This window comes from Neobacillus sp. NPDC093127, assembly GCF_044754175.1.
Classification (GTDB): domain Bacteria; phylum Bacillota; class Bacilli; order Bacillales; family Cytobacillaceae; genus Neobacillus.
Map to the genome: position 1 here is coordinate 1 of NZ_JBIVOP010000018.1, position 21,610 is coordinate 21,610.

The following is a 21,610-nucleotide window of genomic DNA, read 5'->3' on the forward strand; positions in this document are numbered from 1 at the left end:
AAGGTGCCATTTCAGCTAATTTTAGACGAAATGACACCTTTTTTATATTCCCTCAAAATGAAAAGACAAAAAAACGTAAGTTTTTCAGTGCCCTCGCTAAAGCGCCTGCGGGGTCTCACCTGTCCCGCTGGTCCCGCAGGAGTCTCGCGCCTTCCACTCCAATCAACATTGTGCTCAAAATCAACAATGTGCTTTAACAAAGCCTTTTATAAAAATGGAAACCGCTGTCGGAGACCCATTTATATGTAAAATTGAATAGCGTCCTCGAACCGTTACCGGATCTTTTCTTATTTTTTATAAATGAATAGAGTCCCCGAACCAATGTCGGGGACTCTGTTAACATTATTCCTCAATAAGATTGAGCACTGGAACATCGCGCTCATTTTCGGGATCCTTCTTTGAATAAATCCGCGCCATTTTTGTGGCTTCGTCAACATGCTGGATGATGACAGGGTTCCCGTCATAGGTCACATTGATCATATCGGCGGATTCGGCAATCTCCTTTGCTCTTCCTATATTCATGGGTTCGGTTCACTCCTCATTGAAAATTCTCTATTAATATTTGTATTTTTTTGGGATGTATTCATTTTTATGGACTGTTTTTTGAGAAAATAAATCCGCCGGCTGATTGGGAAATCCTCTGTTGGCATGTTTGGATGATTTACTGTCCGGTTTCGCCGATTTACTATCCGATTTTAGTAATTTACTGTCCACTTTGCTACTTTTACTGTCCGGTTTTATCGATTTACTGTCCACTTTTCATGATTTACTGTCCACTTCAAAAAACAAGGCCCCCTTATCCAAGTAAGGGGACCAAATCCAACCAACCAATATTACATTTTTTCCGGTGCTGAAACGCCGATTAATGCCAGCGCATTTTTCAATGAGATTTGCACCGCTCTCACCAATGCGAGGCGGGCCTTTGTCCGCTCCGGCTGTTCGCTATCCAGCACCTTTTCCGCATTATAAAAACTATGGAATGTCGACGCTAACTCAAAGATATAATTCGTAATCCGGTGCGGCACGCGTTTCAGCGCTGCTTCGCCGACGGCCGACGGGAACTCGCCCAGCTTTTTCAACAAGTCGATTTCCTTTTCCGAAGAGGCCGCTAGCGAAAAATCAACATCGGCATCAGCCGTCACACCTTGCTCCTCGCCGGAACGTAAAATGCTCGAAATCCGCGCATGGGCGTACTGTGCGTAATAAACCGGATTTTCATTTGATTCCGACACCGCTAAATCGAGGTCAAAATCCATATGGGTATCCGAGCTGCGCATCGCAAAGAAATAACGAGTCGCATCGAGGCCGACCTCATCGACCAAATCGCGCATCGTGACTGCTTTTCCGGTCCGCTTGCTCATCTTCATCTTCTCGCCGTTTTTATAAAGGTGAACAAGCTGGATGATTTCGACCTCGAGCGCCTCGCGGTCATAGCCGAGCGCCTGGATTGCCGCCTTCATCCTTGGAATATAACCGTGGTGGTCAGCACCCCAAATATTGATCAGCTTTTCAAAGCCGCGGCCGAGCTTGTCCTTATGATAAGCAATATCCGGAGTCAGATACGTGTAAGAACCATCCTGCTTAATCAGCACGCGGTCCTTGTCATCACCGAAATCGGTTGAACGCAGCCACGTCGCACCGTCCTCTTCATACACATAGCCGCTCGCACGTAACGCCTTCAAGGCCTCGTCAATTTTTCCATTTTTATAAAGTGAGGTTTCCGAATACCAGACATCAAAGCCGACGCGGAAATCCGCGAGATCCTTCTTCAACTTTGCCATTTCATAGTTCAAACCGTACTCGCGGAAAAATTCAAAACGCTCCGCATCCGGCACCCCAACGTACTTATCGCCAAACTCCTCCGCCAGCGTCTTGCCGATGCCAATAATATCAGCCCCGTGGTAACCATCCGCCGGCATTTCTTTTTCCAGCCCAAGCGCCTGGAAATAGCGGGCCTCGACAGACAATGCGAGATTATTAATCTGGTTGCCGGCATCATTAATATAGTATTCGCGGGACACATCGTAGCCGGCTTTCGCTAAAATATTGCAGAGCGAATCACCCACCGCCGCACCGCGGGCATGTCCGAGGTGCAAGTCGCCCGTTGGATTGGCCGACACGAACTCGATCTGAATTTTCTGGCCGCCGCCAACCGTCGTTTCGCCGTACTTGTCCGCAGCCTCCAAGACTGTAGGAATCAAGTCAGTTAAATAGCTATTATTCATGTAAAAATTAATAAACCCCGGCCCCGCCAGTTCAATTTTTTCAATTGAAGCCTGCGACCGGTCAAAATTGGCTACCAACGCCTCGGCAATCATCCGCGGCGCCTTCTTCGCCACCCGTGCGAGCTGCATCGCCATATTCGTTGAGTAATCGCCATGCGCTTTTTCCTTTGGAATTTCTAGGATGACATCGGGAATTTGCTCTTCAGTCGCAAGCCCTGCCTTCAGCACCGCCGCACGAATTTCTTCCTTTATTTTACTTTGAACTTGTTCTACTATATTCATTTTATATCCTCCTGAAAGGTAATTTCTAAATGGTATGTACCGGATGGCGTGCCCTGCATCGTGAAATCATAAACAATGTCAATCAGACCTTCCTTATGCTCAATCCTTCTCGCCAAAGTCAACGTTTCAAACGTACCAAACGGCATTTCGTAGCTGCCGCGCAATTTTTTATGCAAGCGAAACGGCAGGCGCATTTTCACCGCACCTGCGCGTAAAATCAGCGCTTCCTCAGTTGCCACCTTTACAATCGTGCGAACCGTCCCTTCCTCGAGCACTTCCTCATACCGAAGAAAAAACGCATCTCCTTTATGATAAGCGCGGCCAAACACCACCAGTTCGAACGTCTCCTGGTCATCAATCGTCGTTTTCACATTAATTTTTACAGGTATTTCCGTAATCAACAAAAGTATTGCACTTCCTTCTTAAAAGGAACTCGGAGTCAGCTCTCTTTATTCGTCCTAAAATTCATCATTAACATACGCGCCACAACGCATACTTTATCTATTATAAACATTGCCACCACACAAATCAAAAGATGCCCGCCCCTGCGAGGGGGAGGGCATCAAACCTTTGGTGTCAGGCACCATTTTCCTATTTTACCCAGCCGAGGAGCATTTCGCGAAGTAGTTTGCTTGCTGTGTTTGCTGTTTGCTCGGAGGAGTCGTAAATTGGCGCTACTTCTACAAGGTCGCCGCCGACTACGTTTACCTCGGAACGAGCAATTGCATGGATGGAGGCAAGCAGCTCTTTCGATGTGATGCCGCCGCAATCGACTGTCCCAGTTCCAGGGGCATGCGCAGGATCCAATACGTCGATGTCAATCGTGACATAGACTGGCCTTCCTGCAAGCGTTGGCAGGATTTCTTTTAATGGCTCAAGCACATCAAATTTGGAAATGTGCATGCCGTTTTGTTTTGCCCATTCAAATTCTTCCTTCATCCCGGAACGGATGCCGAAAGAATAGACGTTTTTCGGCCCAATCAATTCGGCAATTTTTCGAATCGGAGTCGAGTGTGACAGCGGCTCGCCTTCATAATTCTCACGCAGGTCGGTATGGGCGTCAAAATGAATAATTGCCAAATCCGGATATTTTTTATAAACAGCTTTCATTACTGGCCATGATACAAGGTGCTCGCCGCCCATTCCAAGCGGGAACTTGCCTGCTGCAAGAATTTGATCAACAAACTCTTCAATTAAATCCAAGCTGCGCTGGGCATTCCCAAACGGCAGCGGAATGTCGCCGGCATCGAAATATTTTACATCGTCAAGTTCGCGGTCAAGATAGGCACTGTACTCCTCGAGACCTATCGACACTTCGCGAATTCGCGCTGGACCGAAGCGAGACCCCGGGCGGTAGCTGACCGTCCAATCCATCGGCATTCCGTACAACACAACCTGACTTTCTTCAAAATTCGGGTGGCTTTTAATAAACACATTTCCCGAATACGCTTCATCAAAACGCATTATTGCATCTCCTTTTTTCATGGGGTCAGACCCCCATCGCTTTACCGCATAACCTTGTCAGGGGTCTGACCCCCGACATGTTACTTCACTAAATCGCCAACAAACTTTGGCAATACGAAGGCGGCTTTGTGCAGCTCTTTTGTGTAGTATTTTGTTTCAATTTCGTGGAAGCGGTCTTCGCTTACTGCTAATGGGTCATATTTCTTTGAACCGATGGTGAATGCCCAGAGGCCGCTTGGGTACGTTGGGATATTGGCTACGTACAAATTGGTAATCGGGAAGATTTCCTTCACGTCGCGCTGTACACTTCGGATTAGATCTGCCTTAAACCACGGGTTATCAGATTGTGCTACAAAGATGCCGTCTTCCTTTAACGCCTTGGAAATACCGGCATAGAAGCCTTTTGTAAATAAGTTGACGGCAGGACCAACCGGCTCAGTTGAATCCACCATAATCACATCATAAGCATTTTCGCTTTCAGCAATATGCATAAAGCCATCGCCCACCTGAACGTCGACACGCTCGTCCTCAAGCCAGCCGGCAATCTCCGGCAAGAATTTCTTTGAATACTCGATTACTTTGCCATCAATATCAACAAGTGTGGCTTTCTTCACACTTGGGTGCTTTAACACTTCGCGGATCACACCGCCGTCGCCGCCGCCGACAACAAGCACATTCTCAGGATTTGGGTGCGTAAATAATGGAACGTGCGCCACCATTTCATGATAAACAAACTCGTCTTTTACAGAAGTCATTACCATGTCGTCTAATAACAGCATGTTGCCCCACTCTTCGGTTTCAATCATATCCAGCTTTTGAAATTCCGTTTGCTCTGTATGTAAGGTTTTATTTACTTTCATTGTGATACCAAAGTTTTCAGTTTGCTTTTCTGTAAACCAAATTGACATCTTCATCTTCCTTCCATATTATCCTCGGTTCAGACCCCGTAGGTTCACTTTTCTTTTTTATACTACCCAACCTATTGAATTACAAACGGAAAAAAAAGTCTAGCAAAATTTTATGAAATCCCTCAGAAAATGTTTAAAATGAGTCTATTTTTTCAATACTATTACTATCTAAATTTTTAGCCGGGGGTGAACATAGTGGAAATCATGACTGATCACGGGTTTCGGAAGACAGTTAAATATTTGCGGGCATTTATTATCATCAGTTTGATAGGCATGATTTGTATGCTTGTTCTATTCCTTGGCATTCTTGCCTATGCAAAAATTTTGGGGGCGCCGCCGCTCGCTGTTCCGCAATCAACGCTTTTCTACGCCGATGACGGGACGCTGATTGGTGAGAGTAACAGCGGTCAAAAGCGCTACTGGGTCGGACTCAAGGATATTTCACCGGATTTAGTGAATGCGACCGTTTCGATTGAGGACAAAAGTTTTTACAGTCATCATGGTTTTGACCTTAAACGGATTGCCGGTGCTGTCCTTGCCGATATTCAAGCCTTTGCAAAGGTACAGGGTGCGAGCACAATCACCCAGCAATACGCACGGAATCTGTTTCTCGAACACGATAAAACGTGGAACCGCAAACTGCACGAAGCATTTTATACCATCCGCCTTGAAATGAATTACTCGAAAGACGACATTCTTGAAGGCTATTTAAATACGATCTATTATGGCAACGGTGCATATGGTGTCGAAGCGGCGAGTAAATATTATTTTGGCAAAAAAGCAGCGGATTTAACCCTTGCTGAAGCAAGCATGCTGGCGGGAATTCCGAAGGGGCCCGGCCTCTACTCACCGCTTGCCTCAATGGAAAACGCCAAACGGCGCCAGGCGATTATTTTAGCAACGATGGTGAAAAATGGCTATATCCAAAAAGATACGGCTAAAACGGCGTCAGCACAGGCGTTAACGTTAACTGGCATCCACACAACCCAAAAGGTTAAGGTCGCCCCTTATTTTCAGGATGCGGTCAAAAATGCCTTGAAAAATCAATTACATCTTGACGACCGCACGATTGCCCTCGGCGGTTTAAAGGTTTTTACCACCCTTGACTTGAAACAGCAGGAAGCAGCGGAAAGGCAAATCCAGCAATACGTTTCCAGCTCGTCGGAAATTCAGGTCGGATTAGTCGCAATGGATCCGAAAAATGGCTATCTAAAAGCGATGGTCGGCGGACGGGACTATGAAAAAAGTCCGTTTAACCGGGCCGTCCAAGCGGTAAGGCAGCCGGGATCGACCATCAAGCCGCTGCTTTATTACGCGGCGCTTGAGCAGGGCTTTACCCCATCGTCGACAATGAGAAGCGAATATACGACCTTTCATTTTGATGATGGACAGGCCGACTATACACCTCATAACTTTAACAACAAATATGCAGACGGCGAAATAACGCTGGCACAGGCGCTCGCCGTCTCCGATAATATCTTTGCCGTCAAGACACATTTATTTTTAGGTGAGGAGTCGTTAATCGAAACGGCCAAGCGTTTTGGCCTGTCGACAAAAATGGCGCAGGTTCCGTCGCTGGCATTAGGGACTTCAGGCGTTCGAGTGATTGAAATGGCCAATGCTTACAGCCTGCTTGCTAACGGCGGGAAACGGGTTAATCCGACCTTGATTACAAGAGTCGAGGATTATAATGGCCATGTTATTTTTGAAAAAAAGCAGGAGGCAAAAAAGGTATTAGATCCGGCCAAGGCTTTTGTGCTGACGCAAATGCTGACGGGTATTTTCGATAAAAAGCTGAACGGCTACGCCAAGGTCACCGGCAGCACGATCATGAACGACCTAACGCGTCCTTATGCGGGAAAATCGGGATCAACGGAAACAGACAGCTGGATGATTGGCTATTCGCCGCAGCTCGTTACGGCTGTATGGGCGGGCTATGATATTGGCAAACCGATTGAGCTCACGGCGGAAAAGACGTACGCGAAAAACATCTGGGCGGGCTTTATGGAAGAGGCGTTAGAAGGCAAGCCGGTCAAGGCTTTTACAGCACCAAAAGAGGGAGTTATCGGCGTTTACGTTGACCCCGCGAATGGCAAGCTGGCAACAAAAGACTGCCCGGTCCGGCGCTTCACCTATTTTGTCGCCGGCACCGAGCCAACAGAATATTGCACCGATCACCTAAAGAATGCAGAACCAGACACTAAGAAACAGAAGAATAACAAAAAAGTACCATGGTATAAAAAAATAATGCCATGGAGTTAATATGCTAAAATAGAAAAGCTCCGGAGAATTTCCCCGGAGCTTTTCCTGTCCTAGTTTTACGTGTATTCACACAATGCTAATAATACTATCTATTTTTCAAAAAAACCATAAGTAATTATCCACTTTTGAAAAATGTTTACCTTGCTGCTAATCCATTTTTCAGTTCATCATTGGAATTATTCCACAATACCTCATTATGCCTACGGAGGAAATCCGCCAGCACTTGCTTCGACTTCGCATCCATCTCGTCGACGATGATATGGCGCTTTAATGACTTATCCATCCGGTTCACATGTACCGGCAGTGATTTGAAGCCGCGGCGGATTTCCCGGTCTACGGTCATATAGCAGGCGGTCACCCCGGCATAATACGGTCCTTCCGGCTTGCGGTCAATTGTCACCCACACAAGCCAATACGGTTTCCCGTTCGGCACTTCTTCTTCCGTTTTTAAAAATTTTATCCCTTTTTCGACGACACTGCGGGCATGCATGGCGCCGACATCAATTTCGGCGGTGCCTTCGTTGACATCAATTATAACAGGCGAGACATTATCAAGACTTAATGCACCCTTGCCATAGCCCTTATGCCCGTCTGTCGGGTCACTTTTGATAATATTAAAAGCTAACTTCTTCTTTTTTTCATCCATTGCTGGTGCAGGCCTCCTTAATTAAATTTACCCCATAATGAAAGAACCGAGGACATTCCACACCCAGGGAACGACCTTATAAAACATTGGCTGAATGGTATAACTATTTAATGGTGTAATCACTAAAATTAAAAAAATTAAGATTCCATATTGTTCATATTGCGTCATTTTTGCCCGGAGATGATTAGGGGCAAGATCCTCTAGAATCCGATAGCCGTCAAGCGGCGGGAGCGGAAGCAGGTTAAACACGAATAAGACGATGTTAAGCTGAATGAATATCTCGAGAAACAGATAAAAATTGTCTGATGCCGCGGCGCCGAATCGATTAATCCCGTTGGCAATCATAAACCCGATAACCGCCAATACCAAATTGGAGAGTGGTCCTGCAACTGACACGAGCACACCTGCCAAGCGCGGCTTTTTAAAGTAAAAACGATTGACCGGCACCGGACGGGCCCAGCCAAAGCCGGCAATCAAAATTAAGATGGTTCCGAACGGGTCAAGATGTTTGATTGGATTCAACGTCAGCCGTCCTTGGTTTTTCGCTGTCATGTCGCCGAACTTATAGGCAACATAGGCATGGGCAAGTTCGTGAAACGTAAACGCAAAGATCAGCGTAATCGCTACATAGGGAATCTCCTGCAGCGGGTAGGCAAGAAATCGTTCCAATAGTGTTTCTCCTTCCTCATGGAAACGGCCTAGGGACCGCCACTAGTTTTCCTTTAGTATACATGAAACGGCTTCAAAAAAGAAAAGCAAATGCGCTGACGGTGATTGCACTTTTTCTTTGTTTGTGAAAAACTACTTATAGTGACTTTTTAAAGGAGGAAACACATCATGCCATATGTAACCGTAAAAATGATCGAAGGCCGTTCCGAGGACCAAAAGCGGGCGTTAGTTGAAAAAGTAACTGCAGCCGTCAGCGAAACCACAGGCGCCCCAACAGAAAACATTACCGTCTTCATCGAAGAAATGAGCAAAAACCATTACGCAGTCGGCGGCGTCCGTGCAAGCGACAAATAAGAAAAGCGGTAAGGGTGTCAGGCACCATGTGAAAATTTCACATGGTGCCTGACACCCTCCGTGGACATTTGTCTTCCTGGGGTGGACAAAAAAAGAGTGTGAATCCAAGTTTGGAATTCACACTTATTTCATCCTATAAATTTTGACTCATTATTTAAATTTCCAATCTTCATTTTTTCGAGTTCTAGTCTCATTTTGTCGGTTTCGATTAAATAGTTTTCATGCTTTATCTTTTCAAGTTCGATTTGATCTTTAATTATTTCATGCTTTATTTTAGACTGTTTCTCTAAATGACTCGTAATAATTCCGGCAAGTGGTATTATTAAAAAAATACTAACCCAAATAATCACTGCTCTCCCGCCTTCCTCATTTATTCTATATACAAATCATAACAAATATTCAAAAAAATGAATATGGGTTTGACTGAAGATTCCGCCACAAAAAAACCGCCCGGAATTTATCGCTCCAAGCGGCTTTGACCAAACTTATTGAATTTTTGTTTTCAACGTTTCAATATAGCAATAGGCCTCATCAATTTCGGCCTCGGTGTAGCGCTGGCTGCTTTTTAATGTAAACACCTTGTTCGCAACGTCCGCTTTTGAAAGATTATCAAAATATAAAACCGTTGAAACCAGCTCGAGGAATCTAGCATTCTGCCCGTTCATATCGGTCAGGCACTCCTGCAAAAACGGCATTTCCACCTCATTCAGGCTCAAAAACTCTTTCCCTGAGTCCGTCAACGTGTAGCGATATTGAAAATAGCCGCCCTTTTTCTCCTTCACTTCATCGAGAAACCCCATATTACAAAGTTCCTCCACCCTTGTCGTCAACTCCTCCGAGTACGGACCATAAAAGTGAAACTGAAACCGCTCCTGAAAGGGAAAGGCAATCTTCTTGGCAATATATATCATCTTTTGCAGCTTTTTTCTGCCGGTAATTTCACCGGAAACCATAATCGCCTGCATCAGCTTCGCATGATCATTTAACAATGTTCGTCATCTCCTACTCCAATTAACCAACACTCATTCTATCTCTAAAAGCGCCCGTATTTGTCTTTTAAGATTCTTTTTCGTCGAGTCATCCCAAAGAAAATCAGCCGGGTAATAAAGCTTATGATCGGTTCTTCTTTTTCCCGAAATCGCATCGACAATCTCCGACTCCCGTGATAACTCCCGTAAATCTCCATTTTTCATCAACAAATGAATCGGCAGCCGCTCCTCTTCCTCACCGGGGCGGTAAAAGTCATACGGCAAATCCGATGACGAATCGACAACCAAATAATATTCCGGATCAATCCCTGCCTTTTTGAATAAGGAATTCAGTTCGGCGAGCTTCTTGTATTCTTTCGCAGGATCAAATTCGGCAAACTTGAACAGATTGCGATTGACAAAGCGCCGGCAAAGGTCGCGTAAAATAGCGTCTTCTTCCTCCTGCCAAATTTGAAAATAATATAAAATAACAGATTCATCTAATTTTAAATAGTCTTCTAATGTTACCTGGCCATGAAAAATGGACGTAAAGTGGAGCGGCTCGTATTTAAAAGCATAGTTTTCTTCAAACAATTGCTTGGCGCGGTGAAGGATTTTCGTCAAGATCACCTCGGCGCTCCTTGATACCGGATGGAAGTATACCTGCCAGTACATCTGGTAGCGGCTCATGATATAATCCTCAACCGCATGCATCCCGCTCTTTTTAATCACGACTTGGTCTTCCCGCGGCCGCATCACCCTTAGGATTCTTTCCATGTCAAAATGGCCGTAGCTGACACCGGTGAAATACGCATCCCGCTGCAAATAATCCATCCGGTCGGCATCAATCTGGCTTGAAATCAGGCTGATGACGAGCTTCTTTTCCGACGTTTTCGCAATCACTTCGGCTACTTTAGCAGGGAAATCAGGCCCGACCTTCAAGAGAATCTCGTTTACCTCTGTTTCTCCTAAAATAATCTTCCTGGTAAAGTCCTCATGATCAAAATCAAACACCTTTTCAAAGGAATGAGAAAAGGGGCCGTGCCCGAGGTCGTGGAGCAGGGCGGCACACAGGGTCAGAAGCCGGTCATTGTCGTCCCATTCCGGCCTGCCGGCAAACACATCATCAATGATGCGCCGGACAATTTCATAGACCCCGAGAGAATGGTTAAAGCGGCTGTGCTCCGCTCCGTGAAAGGTCAAGAAGGTCGTTCCAAGCTGTTTAATCCGGCGGAGGCGCTGAAACTCCTTCGTTCCAATTAAATCCCAAATCGCCCGGTCGCGCACATGGACGTAGCGATGGACAGGGTCTTTAAATACCTTTTCTTCGATAAGTTTTTCCGCCGAATATGCCATTGCTTTCCCTCTTCCTCATATACTTGCTTGGCTAGCTCCAGCGCCTAGCCCCACGAGGTCACAAGCCAATCCGGCCAAAAGGTTAAAAAGCAACCTTTCGTCCGGCTCGTCTTGTGCTTGTCGGGGCTGAGCAAGGCGCTTCCGCTTTTCTTGCTCCTATTATATCCTAAAATCCACCTATTTTTCAGCAAAATTCCGCAGGATTTTTCGACAACCTGCTTTGGGTGTCAGGCACCACGTTCCATAAAAAGGAAAAGGGTGTCAGGCACCAAATCCTATAAAAAGTAAAAATCACCCAAGCTCTCAGACTGAGGTGATTATTTTACCTTTTTACTAACTTTCTCCATTAATTCCTCTTCCGTTAATGCGGCAACTGGGCGGTTATTAACGAAGGCAAAGGTTTTTTTCCGGCCGGGTCCGCAATAGGACTGGCAGCCAATCTTGATGTCGGCATCCGGATCGATATCTTTCAAGCGAGGGATTAATGTCTTCAAATTTACGGCCTGGCAATCATCACAAACACGAAATTCATTCGACATTCGTTACAACCCTTTCTACGGTCAATCTCTATATTTATTTAATCCTTCAAGGATTTTAAAAACCGGTTAACTCCATTGGTATTTTACATTTTCTCATTTGCCAATGCAAGTTGCAATCTTTAGCAATACGCCCGAGCGATAATAAATCTTTTAGTTAAAAAATCTACTATCCTTTCATTCCTTTTGGTATAAAGCTTGAAAAACTTGTCCATGATAAGACTAGAACTTTTAAAAATCGTCAGGATCATGCCTGACACCGTTAATTGGAAAATTTTATTAGGGAGTTGAAAAAATATGAAAGTTCGTCAAGACGCATGGACAGATGAGAATGATCTGCTGTTGGCCGAAACTGTCCTCCGCCATGTCCGCGAAGGCAGTACACAGCTGAACGCCTTTGAAGAGGTAGGGGACAAGCTGAACCGAACCTCCGCGGCCTGCGGCTTCAGATGGAACGCCGTTGTCCGCCACCGCTATGAAAAAGCATTACAGTTAGCCAAAAAGCAGCGGAAACAAAGACAAAGAGTTTTAGGCAAGGACCAGGGCGGCAAGAAAAAGCTGCTGTACAGTCCGCCGGTAACCGTTACCGCCGCGTCAGAGGAAATGGAAACCTTGCCGCTGCCAGCCGAAATGCCGCTGGAAACTACTGTTGAAGTGCCGGAAATGAACCTCGAATTCGCCGCTGAAACATATGTAAAACCAGCTGTAACTCAGACTTACAGACAGCCGGCGACAACAGGACTCACGCTCGATTCAGTCATTCATTATTTGCAAAACTTTCATCATGCCAATCTGCAAAATGAAGCATTAAAAAGTGAGAATGAAAGATTGAAAAGGGAAATGGCAGAGCTAAGAAAGCAAAACGAGGAAATGGCAGCAAAGATTGCCGGACTCGAACAGAATTCCGAAACCATTCAGGAAGACTACGAGACACTCATGAAAATCATGAACCGGGCCAGAAAGCTTGTTTTATTTGAAGAAGAGGAAAGACCAGCAACGAAATTCAAAATGGATCGCAATGGGAATCTAGAGAAAGTCGCTGAATAAGAGATAGCATTGGGAGAAGAGAATAAAGTGCAGCATCTTTATCATAGAAAGGCCGTAAATCCCTGTTCAATGGGTTTACGGCCTTTTTACCTGTTCGTTCCGTTCAGCAATTCTTTGGAAATAACCAGGAAATAATCCCAGCTCGAACTCATTCAATTGCCCCGCATATAAAAAATCACTATTCGCCTTTAACTGGTTTAATAAACGCAGCATCACATCGGCAATCGTGAAATCGGTCTCAAGCAATTCCGAGAGCGAGGCCATAACCTCAGGGACAATTTCCGGGAAGACGAATTTTGTTTGTTCGGCTTGTTTCGCCCGCTGGTAAAATTGCTTCACAAGCTCGGCCCGGTTTCTGCCGCTGCCATTGACACAGAGATAAATCTGAACTGCGACCCCTTTTTTGAGGCGGCGCTGGGAGATGCCGGCAAACTTTTTTCCATTAATACTAAGGTCAAAGCTGCCCGGACAGTAGGAGCCGACAATTTCCCTGGCCTCAATCTCGTACGGGAAATCAGCAAACATCTTTTGAATCAGAAGCCACATCGCGTCATAGCCGCGATTGATATCAATCCCTTTTTCAGCCTCTGGAAAAATTAACGAGATATTAAGGACACCTTCGTCCAAAATGACCGCTAGGCCGCCGGAATTCCGGACGATCACTTCGTAGCCCTGCTGTTGTAAAAATTCAATCCCTTCTCGTAAATACGGCAATTTTGTATCCTGGATGCCAAGGACAATCGTATTGTGATGAACCCATGTCCTTGCCGTCGCCGGCGCCTCGCCCGCCCCGACCGAGGCACAGATAGTATCGTCGGTACCGAACGATTGAATTGCTTGAAAGTGCATCCCGACCGCGGATTGGTCAATGATCCGCCACTCGGGCTGGCGCAGTAAGTCTTCCATGTTGGTTACTCCTTAATGAATTGATAAGATTATTGTATCAAAACGCCGGACGCCTTGTCGTTATCAGATTTCTGATTTAATTTTCCATAAAATGTCTAAATAGACAAAACCCATTGAAAAATCGACAAAAGGGGCAAAAAAATAGACAAACTGGACGAAAAAATAGACAAAACCTCAAAAAAAAAGACAAAACACCCCAAAAAATAGACAAAACCAAATTTCGGTCCTAAAAACCCAAATAAAAAGGAGCCAGCCCACACTCGGACCAGCCCCAAATCTCTTACAAACCCTGACCCGCGGTAATTAACGCGAGCTTGTACACATCTTCTTCATTACAACCGCGTGATAAATCATTTACTGGCGCATTTAAGCCTTGCAAAATCGGGCCAACCGCCTCAAATCCACCCAAACGCTGAGCAATTTTATAACCAATGTTACCAGCTTCGAGGCTAGGGAAGATAAACACATTCGCATCGCCCTGCAGCACGGAACCCGGCGCCTTACTTTTTGCCACAGATGGAACAAATGCTGCATCGAACTGAAATTCTCCGTCCACCACAAGCGTTGCATCACGGCGTTTCGCTTCCGCTACTGCCTCAGCCACTCGTTCCGTTTCCTCCGATTTGGCTGAACCCTTCGTTGAAAAACTCAACATCGCAATCCGCGGCTCGATATCGAACATCTCCGCCGTTTTCGCGCTTTCCACAGCGATTTCCGCTAAATCATTGCTATCAGGAGCAATATTAATCGCACAGTCGGCGAACACATATTTTTCATCGTTGCGTACCATGATGAACACACCGGAAGTTTTCTTAACGCCGGCCTTTGTTTTAATAATTTGCAGTGCCGGGCGCACCGTGTCCGCAGTTGAATGGGCCGCGCCGCTCACTAAACCATGTGCTTTATTTAAGTACACAAGCATCGTGCCGAAATAGTTTTCATCGAGGAGAATCTTGCGCGCATCTTCCTCTGTAGCTTTCCCTTTGCGGCGTTCAACAAAGGCGGCAACCAGCTCGTCCATGCCTGCATAGCTCGCCGGATCATAGATTTCCGCAGACTCTAGCGAAACGCCGACCTCTGCCGCTTTTGCCTGTACCTGTTCAATATTGCCAATCAAAATCGGCGTCATTAATTTTTCCGCAGCCAAGCGGCCGGCTGCACGGACAACCCGCTCGTCCAATCCTTCTGGAAAAACAATTTTCAACTCGCGACCGGAAATTTTACCCTTTAAACCTTCAAATAAATCACTCACACTAAACCCTCCTTAAACAAACTCCATTATTAGCATACTTTACCGTGGTAAAATTTCAAGCAAAGTAGTCACAGTCAGCGCTTTCATTTATAAATTTATTTTTTAAAAAATGGCAACTCCGTTTTACTATTACCCTTTTTTGATAAAAATAACCACTTACGGTGACCAAGAGGTTTATTCATTCGCCTCTTGGTCAAACTATGATATAGTTATAAACAGAATTATCATTTAGGAGTGATTATAATGAGTGAAGCAGCACAAACACTTGATGGCTGGTATTGCCTTCATGATTTCCGTACGGTGGATTGGACGACTTGGAAAATGATTTCTAGTGACGAGCGCCAGGCAGCCATTCATGAGTTTTTAAGCCTAATAGAAAAATGGAATCAAAAACAGGAGCGTAAAGAAGGCAGCCATGCTTTATATACAATTGTCGGTCAAAAGGCTGATTTTATGATGATGATCCTTCGTCCAACAATGGAAGAGTTGAATGAAATTGAAACCGAATTCAACAAAACGAAACTGGCTGAATTTACAATTCCGGCTCATTCCTATGTTTCGGTTGTTGAGCTCAGCAACTACCTGCCAGCAGGAGAGGATCCATACCAAAATCCGCAAGTCCTTGCACGCCTGTATCCAACATTACCAAAAACAAAGCATGTCTGTTTCTATCCAATGGACAAACGCCGCCAAGGTAACGATAACTGGTACATGCTGCCGATGGAAGAGCGCCGCGGCATGATGCGCAGCCACGGGATGATCGGCCGTACATATGCAGGGAAAGTGAAGCAAATTATCACTGGATCCGTTGGTTTTGACGACTATGAATGGGGCGTGACCTTGTTTGCCGAGGATGTCCTCCAATTTAAAAAGCTTGTCTATGAAATGCGTTTTGATGAAGTGAGTGCCCGATACGGTGAATTCGGTGCCTTCTTTGTCGGCAATATTTTAGAGGAAGAACGCGTGGCAACATTCCTTCACGTTTAAGAAGCAGCATATATAAAAAGTTCTCAGCAGATGCTGGGAGCTTTTTTTTTCATCTCGCCGTTTATCCTCAAGTCATATATTCGGACTTTCCCTCATACAAATAAAACAGCGAGTCTTAATGATTGACCCCCAACTAAAGAGAAGAGATTTTTATTCTTTCCAGCAGTCACTTTTTGGAGTAAGGGGAGTATCAATAGAATGTTGGGCCATTCGTTTATGTTTATATTTCGGAAAAGGGGCGGAGCGCCGCATAAACGTTGCTGTACTACAAATTTTAGTGGGAAGTTTACGTTTATCGCATCGTATTGGATGTTGTTCAGCTTTGCTCACACCGCCTTTATTAGGTTAGTTTGGTCCTTTGAATGTGTTGTAGTTCCATTTTATTTGTTGGCGTCAAACGCCAAACTAGTTTAGGAGGGAAAAAAGATGAGCCAATATTACAATCCACAAGGTTTTCAGCCCTATACCGGCGCTGCCGGACAGCAGGGCGCTCAGCCGATTTCAGGCGGGGGGCAGGGATTTATGCCCGTACAACAGCAGGGATTTCAGCAATTTCCACCAGCTGCATCTGGGGGATTCCCGCCACCAGCTGGTGGGCCCGTGACGTTCCCGGCTCCACCAGCTGGAGGGGCCCAAGTGCCAGGCATGCTGCCAATTGAGCAGTCATACATCGAAAACATTTTACGTTTAAACAAAGGAAAACTCGTCCACGTCTTTACAACCTTTGAAGGGAACAGCCAATGGAATGCGAAGGAATTTACCGGGATTATTGAAGCGGCAGGAAGGGATCATGTCATTTTAAGTGATCCGCAGAAAGGAACACGTTACCTTATTCCGATGGTCGCCGTTGACTACATTACATTTGCGGAAGAAATCGAGTATGAATCTTCATTCGGTGGTGCCCCGTCCTTAAGCACGTTCCCGCCAAGATAAGCGAAACTGCAAAAACACCAATTGTCCGCCAATTGGTGTTTTCTTTTTTAAAGGCTGTGTTAAAAGGGAATGTTGATTTCCGTTCCAGGCGCTTCGCTTTCCGCGGGGCGGGCGGTGAGCCTCCTCGGCGCTAATGCGCCTGCGGGGTCTCACCTGTCCCGCTGCTCCCGCAGGAGTCTCGCGCCTGAAACGAAGATCAACATTGTAATCAAAAGCAACAATATTCTTTAACACAGCCTTTTTAAAAAGTTTAAAAGTTCTTCACTGCGCCGACGATCATCAAGACCCATGCTGCTAAGAAGCAAACGCCGCCAATTGGTGTAATTGCGCCAAGGACGCCTACTTTCGTTAAGCTCAATAGGTACAAGCTGCCGCTGAACAAAATAATCCCTGCAAGCATCAGCCAGCCGGACCAGCTGAATAACGAGCTGGCACCCGCCTTCCCAAGGAGAATCCCAATGATTAAAATCCCTGTCGCATGGAACATTTGATAGGTAACACCGGTTTTCCAAATCTCTAAATAATGCGCATCGAGCCTGTCCTTTAACCCGTGTGCACCGAAGGCACCAAGCGCAACGGCCACAAAGGCATTGATAGCGCCCACAATAATAAATGCTTTCATCTACAATTCCTCCATTCTTTTCTAGCTTCAGCGCCAAACTACTCGATTAAAAATCAAGTAACGAATCGCCGTTTGCCTCGTCGTCCATCTCTATTTTTTTCCCTTGTTGCAGCGTGGACGGCTGCTGGAAAACTTGTTGATTCAGGATGGGCTGTTGGAATATTTGTTGATTCATCGCAGGTTGTTGATAATCTTGCTGCCCAATAACCGGAGTCGGTTGAATCACTGGCACTTCCATTTTTGCTGCCGTTTTTTCGTCGAGAATCAATTCGCATAATATTTTAATCGAGTAAACTTTTTCCCGCAAGCTTTCCTGCTTGGCACTGCCTTTTGCCAGCTTTAATTCTTCTTCGATTTTTGCTAATAATGTCTGCACAGGTATATTCACTTCGAACATTTCCCTTCTGATTCCCTTTTGTTTCTCTTCTTTCGACAATATTCTCCTGTTCCACGTGAAACAAGTCAAAATTTGTCAGCACTAAAAGGTTTCATATATTACTGAACCTGTTTGCGATTGATCATAATCGCCCAGAGAGTTGATTTCTGTTTGAAACAATGAAGACGATAAAATCTCTTTGACAATCCGGATAAGCGCTTCATTTTCAGGCGTTTTTAACAGGACGAGATCATACCGTTCGGTAATTAACGGGACAAAGTCAATACCGACCATTTTTGCCGCCTTTTCAATTCCTACGCCGACATCGGCCTTGCCGGTGGCAACGGCAGAAGCGACACTTAAATGATTCGTCTCCTCGTGCTCATACCCGATAATCGACTGCGTTGAAAGGTTGTGAATTCTAAGCTGCTCATCAAGCAGGATTCTTGCTCCCGACCCTTTTTCACGATTGATCATCGTGATGTGCGGCTGACTTAAATCCGTCCAGGATGTGATGTTGAGCGGGTTTCCTTTTTTAACATATAATCCTGCTTTTCTGGCAACAAGATTGAGGACAATGTATCGGTTCCCGGTTAAAATTCTTTTAACATATGGCAGATTATATTCTCCAGTGTCGCCATCAAACATATGTAAACTCACAATATCACAGTCTCCATTATATAAAGAGATGAGGCTGTTTAAGCTGCCGGAATACGACCGGAGTGACTTATAGGGAGAACATTTCTCGATCTGTTTTCCGAGGATATCAAGGACGATATCCTGTCCGCTAATGACGATGTTGTGGGATTCCCTCATTTCCGTTCTGTGTGATTCCGGAGCAGGAACTGCGGAAGCGGGCATTTGCGCAGACTTCTGATTTTTTATATACCGGTCTAAATCGGCTGCATCCATCCGCATCTGTCTGCCGACTCGGAATACGGGAAGCTCCCCTTTTTTTATCAAATCATAGATCGTTAGTTTCGATACTTTTAACAGCTGCGAAACCTCTTCAATCGTATAGGAAATTTCCTTAGACATGTCCATCCCCTCCTCATTCTATTGTATCTCATTACTTTTTAAAAACATATTGCAAAAAATTTGTGATGTTTTTCATAGAATAACCAATTATAACTAGTTATAATTGGTTATATCTAATTATAAGGAGCGAGATGAATTTGAAAAAAGGTTATTTATTATTTTTATCGGTAATGATGTTTTTACTTGTCATTACTGGATGCTCCACTACTGATCAAAGTAAAAAACCGGCCGAAGAAAAACAAGCAGCACCTGAAGAAAAGGTTGAATTAACGATTTCTGCAGCCGCAAGTTTACAAGACGCCTTAACCGAAATTACCGCGAACTTTAATCATGAACATAGTAATATGAAAATCAACTACAATTACGGTGCTTCCGGAGCATTGCAGCAGCAAATTTCTCAAGGAGCACCGGTTGACCTGTTCTTCTCGGCAGCGGAAGATAAATTCCAGCAATTAGTGGCAGAAGATCTAATTGACAAGAAAAATGGCATGAATCTTGTCGGAAATGAATTGGTTCTAGTTGTTCCCAAAGACTCCGCAAAAGGAATTAAAACGTTTGAAGACCTGCCAAAAGCAGATAAGATTTCAATCGGTACCCCTGAATCGGTACCAGCCGGTAAGTATGGGAAAGAGGTATTAGGAAACTTAAATATCTGGGGCACTGTTGAAGGAAAAATTGTTTATGCCAAGGATGTCCGCCAGGTGCTTACATATGTGGAAACAGGGAATGTTGATGCTGGAATGGTGTATAAAACAGATGCGTTGACATCGAAAAAAGTAGAGATTGCCGCAACGGCGAGTGAATTGACTCATACGCCTATCATCTATCCTGTAGGAGTCATCACCGCAAGTAGCCATCAAAAAGAAGCTATGCTATTCTATGATTATCTACAAACGAAAGCAGCAATGGACGTTTTTGAAAAATACGGATTTAAAGGACTGTAAAAAGCTAACATGACAGACCACTTTTGGGATCCTGTTAAACTCTCACTTGAGATTGCTGTTGTTTCAGGATTCATTGTACTAATTTTGGGGTTATTTTTAGGAAAATGGATGGCGAAGGCAAGGTTCAAAGGAAAGGCCGTTATCGAAACGGTCTTCCTGTTACCATTAGTGCTACCGCCAACGGTTGTTGGATTCTTGTTACTTGTGATCTTTGGAAAAAAGAGTCCCATTGGCCAATTCATCGAATCGATCTTTAAGCAGCCGATTATTTTTACTTGGTGGGCAGCCGTTCTTGCGGCTGTTGTTGTTGCATTTCCGCTCATGTACCAATCAGCAAAGACCGGATTTGAAGAGGTCGATGGTGACGTCGAGGACGCGGCCCGGGTAGACGGAGCAAGTGGGTTCCAAATCTTCCTGTTTGTTTCCATCCCCCTCGCCTTGAAATCGATTATCTCAGGCGGAATCTTAAGTTTTGCCCGCGCGTTAGGTGAGTTTGGCGCCACGCTCATGTTCGCCGGAAATATCCCCGGAAAAACGCAAACCACCCCTACCGCCATCTATGTCGCCATCGACTCGGGCAACATAAAGATGGCCTGGCTTTGGGTTTTCTGCATGATTGGCATCTCCTTTCTGATGTTAGTCTGCGTTCAACTTTCGAGGGGGAAAAACTAAGTTATCTATATAGAAAACCCGTACCAATGTTGGTACGGGCTTTCTCATTTTTTTACCCCAAAATCCGCTGATAAAGCGACTTGGCGTGGGTTAAATCCTTTGTTCCGTGTATCAGGGCACGGCCATCTTGAAAAATAACCATCCGTTCGGCGCCGATTTCTACCGACAATAAATAAGGGTTACCTTTTACCAAATAACCAAGCGCGCTCAGCTGACCGGCGAGCTGATCGAGTGAAATTTCCCCGGCAGAAGACGGGCGAATTTGCACGGTATCGCGGCCGCACAGCACCGTCGTCTTCGTCATATTCTCATGATCCAAATACGGATATGTCCGCACTTCGCCGCAAGACAAGCAGCCGGCAAACTTCGCCTTCGACATTTTCATACTTGTGTATTGATTCCGCCATAAATCAAAGCTGACAAACGAAGTCCGGACAGCAGCCCAGTCCTCGACTAACATTTTCAATGCCTCCGCCGTTTGGTGGGCAATGACCATTTGCACCGCCGGAGAAATAATCCCGCCGGTGTCACAGGTCATCCCCTGCAGTGGAATCGTCCGCAGCAAGCAGTTTAGGCACGGCGTTTTCCCGGGAATGATCGAAAAACTCATCCCAAAGCTGCTGACGCAGGCCCCGTAAATCCACGGTATCTTGTATTTTTGCGAAATATCGTTCATCATCATCCGCGTTTCAAAGTTATCGGTGGCATCGAGCATCAAGTCAACATCACCGACAAGTTCTTCCAGCAATTCAGGTGTTGCATCGCCGATAATCGCGCGGATATCGACATCGCTGTTAATCGCCCGCAAGCGTTTTTCTGCTGCCGCTGCTTTCGGCAGCTTTTCAGCTACATCCTCTTCGGTGTAGAGCTGCTGGCGCTGGAGATTGCTGGCTTCGACATAATCGCGGTCAATGATGGTAAGTTTGCCAACCCCGGCACGCGTGAGGATTTCGGAACTGCCTGAGCCCAAGGCACCGGCGCCTATAATGAGTACATGTTTGCTGTTGATTTTCGCTTGTCCTTCTTTGCCGATTCCCGGGAAAAGGACTTGCCGTGAATAGCGTTCGTTCATACTTTTTCCCCTTTTCTAACAGAAAACCCGCCGATTGGCGAGCTTTCAGGAGATATTGAAAAACAATTTAATGAAAATTTAAGTTTATTTG

General features: G+C 45.4%; 25 protein-coding genes. 8 read left to right on the plus strand and 17 right to left on the minus strand.

The window, feature by feature from the left end; translation table 11 throughout:
- The coding region (locus ACIQCO_RS21100) for a hypothetical protein (protein ID WP_400432186.1) at window positions 1–197 on the plus strand (197 nt) is incomplete at its 5' end.
- A gap of 145 nt (window positions 198–342) precedes the next feature.
- Here ACIQCO_RS21100 and ACIQCO_RS21105 read toward each other — a convergent pair.
- The 5 genes from ACIQCO_RS21105 to speE all read right to left on the minus strand — a co-directional run bounded on the left by ACIQCO_RS21105 (window position 343) and on the right by speE (window position 4,879).
- Complete coding sequence (locus ACIQCO_RS21105; protein ID WP_066093981.1) at window positions 343–522, minus strand: H-type small acid-soluble spore protein; 180 nt, start codon at window positions 520–522, stop codon at window positions 343–345.
- Between the two features lie 311 nt (window positions 523–833).
- A complete protein-coding gene (argS, locus tag ACIQCO_RS21110) occupies window positions 834–2,507 on the minus strand; it encodes an arginine--tRNA ligase (RefSeq protein WP_400432190.1) in 1,674 nt (557 codons plus the stop codon).
- On the minus strand, window positions 2,504–2,908 hold the full coding sequence (locus ACIQCO_RS21115) for a YwiB family protein (RefSeq protein ID WP_400432193.1): 405 nt from the start codon (window positions 2,906–2,908) through the stop codon (window positions 2,504–2,506). Before ACIQCO_RS21115 ends, argS begins: the two co-directional genes overlap by 4 nt.
- Before the next feature lie 190 nt (window positions 2,909–3,098).
- Window positions 3,099–3,971, minus strand: coding sequence for an agmatinase (speB, locus tag ACIQCO_RS21120; protein WP_400432453.1), 873 nt, complete (start codon window positions 3,969–3,971; stop codon window positions 3,099–3,101).
- 80 nt (window positions 3,972–4,051) lie between these two features.
- Window positions 4,052–4,879: a spermidine synthase gene (gene speE, locus ACIQCO_RS21125; RefSeq protein WP_066093988.1), complete on the minus strand. Its 828-nt coding sequence runs from the start codon at window positions 4,877–4,879 to the stop codon at window positions 4,052–4,054.
- A 195-nt stretch (window positions 4,880–5,074) separates the two neighbouring features.
- On the opposite strand from speE, the gene ACIQCO_RS21130 reads away from it, so the two are divergent.
- Window positions 5,075–7,141, plus strand: coding sequence for a transglycosylase domain-containing protein (locus tag ACIQCO_RS21130; protein WP_400432196.1), 2,067 nt, complete (start codon window positions 5,075–5,077; stop codon window positions 7,139–7,141).
- Between the two features lie 136 nt (window positions 7,142–7,277).
- Here the strand turns inward: ACIQCO_RS21130 and ACIQCO_RS21135 are convergent, their stop codons facing one another.
- Together ACIQCO_RS21135 and ACIQCO_RS21140 are read right to left on the minus strand one after the other, a co-directional pair.
- The gene (locus tag ACIQCO_RS21135; RefSeq protein ID WP_400432198.1) at window positions 7,278–7,787 is read right to left on the minus strand and encodes a YwhD family protein; all 510 of its coding nucleotides are present in this window, start codon (window positions 7,785–7,787) and stop codon (window positions 7,278–7,280) included.
- A gap of 27 nt (window positions 7,788–7,814) precedes the next feature.
- On the minus strand, window positions 7,815–8,456 hold the full coding sequence (locus ACIQCO_RS21140) for a site-2 protease family protein (RefSeq protein ID WP_400432201.1): 642 nt from the start codon (window positions 8,454–8,456) through the stop codon (window positions 7,815–7,817).
- A gap of 168 nt (window positions 8,457–8,624) precedes the next feature.
- Here ACIQCO_RS21140 and ACIQCO_RS21145 point away from each other — a divergent pair, with 168 nt between their 5' ends.
- Entirely contained in the window at window positions 8,625–8,810 is a 186-nt protein-coding gene (locus ACIQCO_RS21145; RefSeq protein WP_066093998.1) for a 2-hydroxymuconate tautomerase, read from the plus strand.
- A gap of 128 nt (window positions 8,811–8,938) precedes the next feature.
- Here the strand turns inward: ACIQCO_RS21145 and ACIQCO_RS21150 are convergent, their stop codons facing one another.
- The 4 genes from ACIQCO_RS21150 to ACIQCO_RS21165 all read right to left on the minus strand — a co-directional run bounded on the left by ACIQCO_RS21150 (window position 8,939) and on the right by ACIQCO_RS21165 (window position 11,673).
- Window positions 8,939–9,160, minus strand: a complete 222-nt coding sequence (locus tag ACIQCO_RS21150) for a hypothetical protein (RefSeq protein ID WP_400432203.1) — start codon at window positions 9,158–9,160, stop codon at window positions 8,939–8,941.
- A 135-nt stretch (window positions 9,161–9,295) separates the two neighbouring features.
- Window positions 9,296–9,799 (minus strand): YwgA family protein, encoded by a 504-nt coding sequence (locus ACIQCO_RS21155; protein WP_400432206.1) that lies wholly within the window; start codon window positions 9,797–9,799, stop codon window positions 9,296–9,298.
- A 33-nt stretch (window positions 9,800–9,832) separates the two neighbouring features.
- Window positions 9,833–11,134: an HD domain-containing protein gene (locus ACIQCO_RS21160; RefSeq protein WP_400432209.1), complete on the minus strand. Its 1,302-nt coding sequence runs from the start codon at window positions 11,132–11,134 to the stop codon at window positions 9,833–9,835.
- 317 nt (window positions 11,135–11,451) lie between these two features.
- Window positions 11,452–11,673, minus strand: a complete 222-nt coding sequence (locus tag ACIQCO_RS21165) for a YuzB family protein (protein WP_024027438.1) — start codon at window positions 11,671–11,673, stop codon at window positions 11,452–11,454.
- A gap of 294 nt (window positions 11,674–11,967) precedes the next feature.
- Between ACIQCO_RS21165 and ACIQCO_RS21170 the strand changes: the two genes are divergently transcribed.
- Complete coding sequence (locus ACIQCO_RS21170; RefSeq protein ID WP_400432213.1) at window positions 11,968–12,717, plus strand: RsfA family transcriptional regulator; 750 nt, start codon at window positions 11,968–11,970, stop codon at window positions 12,715–12,717.
- Between the two features lie 75 nt (window positions 12,718–12,792).
- On the opposite strand, the gene lipL is transcribed toward ACIQCO_RS21170, so the two are convergent.
- The gene (lipL, locus tag ACIQCO_RS21175; protein WP_400432216.1) at window positions 12,793–13,623 is read right to left on the minus strand and encodes an octanoyl-[GcvH]:protein N-octanoyltransferase; all 831 of its coding nucleotides are present in this window, start codon (window positions 13,621–13,623) and stop codon (window positions 12,793–12,795) included.
- A gap of 280 nt (window positions 13,624–13,903) precedes the next feature.
- Entirely contained in the window at window positions 13,904–14,875 is a 972-nt protein-coding gene (gene pta, locus ACIQCO_RS21180) for a phosphate acetyltransferase (protein ID WP_400432219.1), read from the minus strand.
- A 243-nt stretch (window positions 14,876–15,118) separates the two neighbouring features.
- Between pta and hemQ the strand changes: the two genes are divergently transcribed.
- The gene (gene hemQ / locus ACIQCO_RS21185; RefSeq protein ID WP_400432222.1) at window positions 15,119–15,862 is read left to right on the plus strand and encodes a hydrogen peroxide-dependent heme synthase; all 744 of its coding nucleotides are present in this window, start codon (window positions 15,119–15,121) and stop codon (window positions 15,860–15,862) included.
- Between the two features lie 426 nt (window positions 15,863–16,288).
- Window positions 16,289–16,795, plus strand: a complete 507-nt coding sequence (gene gerQ, locus ACIQCO_RS21190) for a spore coat protein GerQ (protein WP_400432224.1) — start codon at window positions 16,289–16,291, stop codon at window positions 16,793–16,795.
- A gap of 250 nt (window positions 16,796–17,045) precedes the next feature.
- Here the strand turns inward: gerQ and ACIQCO_RS21195 are convergent, their stop codons facing one another.
- Genes ACIQCO_RS21195 through ACIQCO_RS21205 form a run of 3 tightly spaced genes read right to left on the minus strand, consistent with a single transcriptional unit; the run spans window position 17,046 to window position 18,831 of the window.
- The gene (locus ACIQCO_RS21195; RefSeq protein ID WP_400432227.1) at window positions 17,046–17,417 is read right to left on the minus strand and encodes a DUF423 domain-containing protein; all 372 of its coding nucleotides are present in this window, start codon (window positions 17,415–17,417) and stop codon (window positions 17,046–17,048) included.
- Between the two features lie 46 nt (window positions 17,418–17,463).
- Window positions 17,464–17,853, minus strand: a complete 390-nt coding sequence (locus tag ACIQCO_RS21200; protein ID WP_400432230.1) for a YwdI family protein — start codon at window positions 17,851–17,853, stop codon at window positions 17,464–17,466.
- Window positions 17,854–17,895: 42 nt separating this feature from the next.
- On the minus strand, window positions 17,896–18,831 hold the full coding sequence (locus ACIQCO_RS21205; RefSeq protein ID WP_400432233.1) for a substrate-binding domain-containing protein: 936 nt from the start codon (window positions 18,829–18,831) through the stop codon (window positions 17,896–17,898).
- Between the two features lie 137 nt (window positions 18,832–18,968).
- On the opposite strand from ACIQCO_RS21205, the gene modA reads away from it, so the two are divergent.
- Window positions 18,969–19,775, plus strand: coding sequence for a molybdate ABC transporter substrate-binding protein (gene modA / locus ACIQCO_RS21210; RefSeq protein WP_400432236.1), 807 nt, complete (start codon window positions 18,969–18,971; stop codon window positions 19,773–19,775).
- Between the two features lie 9 nt (window positions 19,776–19,784).
- Window positions 19,785–20,447: a molybdate ABC transporter permease subunit gene (modB, locus tag ACIQCO_RS21215; protein ID WP_400432239.1), complete on the plus strand. Its 663-nt coding sequence runs from the start codon at window positions 19,785–19,787 to the stop codon at window positions 20,445–20,447.
- Between the two features lie 52 nt (window positions 20,448–20,499).
- Here the strand turns inward: modB and ACIQCO_RS21220 are convergent, their stop codons facing one another.
- On the minus strand, window positions 20,500–21,519 hold the full coding sequence (locus tag ACIQCO_RS21220; RefSeq protein ID WP_400432242.1) for a thiazole biosynthesis adenylyltransferase ThiF: 1,020 nt from the start codon (window positions 21,517–21,519) through the stop codon (window positions 20,500–20,502).
- Window positions 21,520–21,610: the final 91 nt, after the last annotated feature.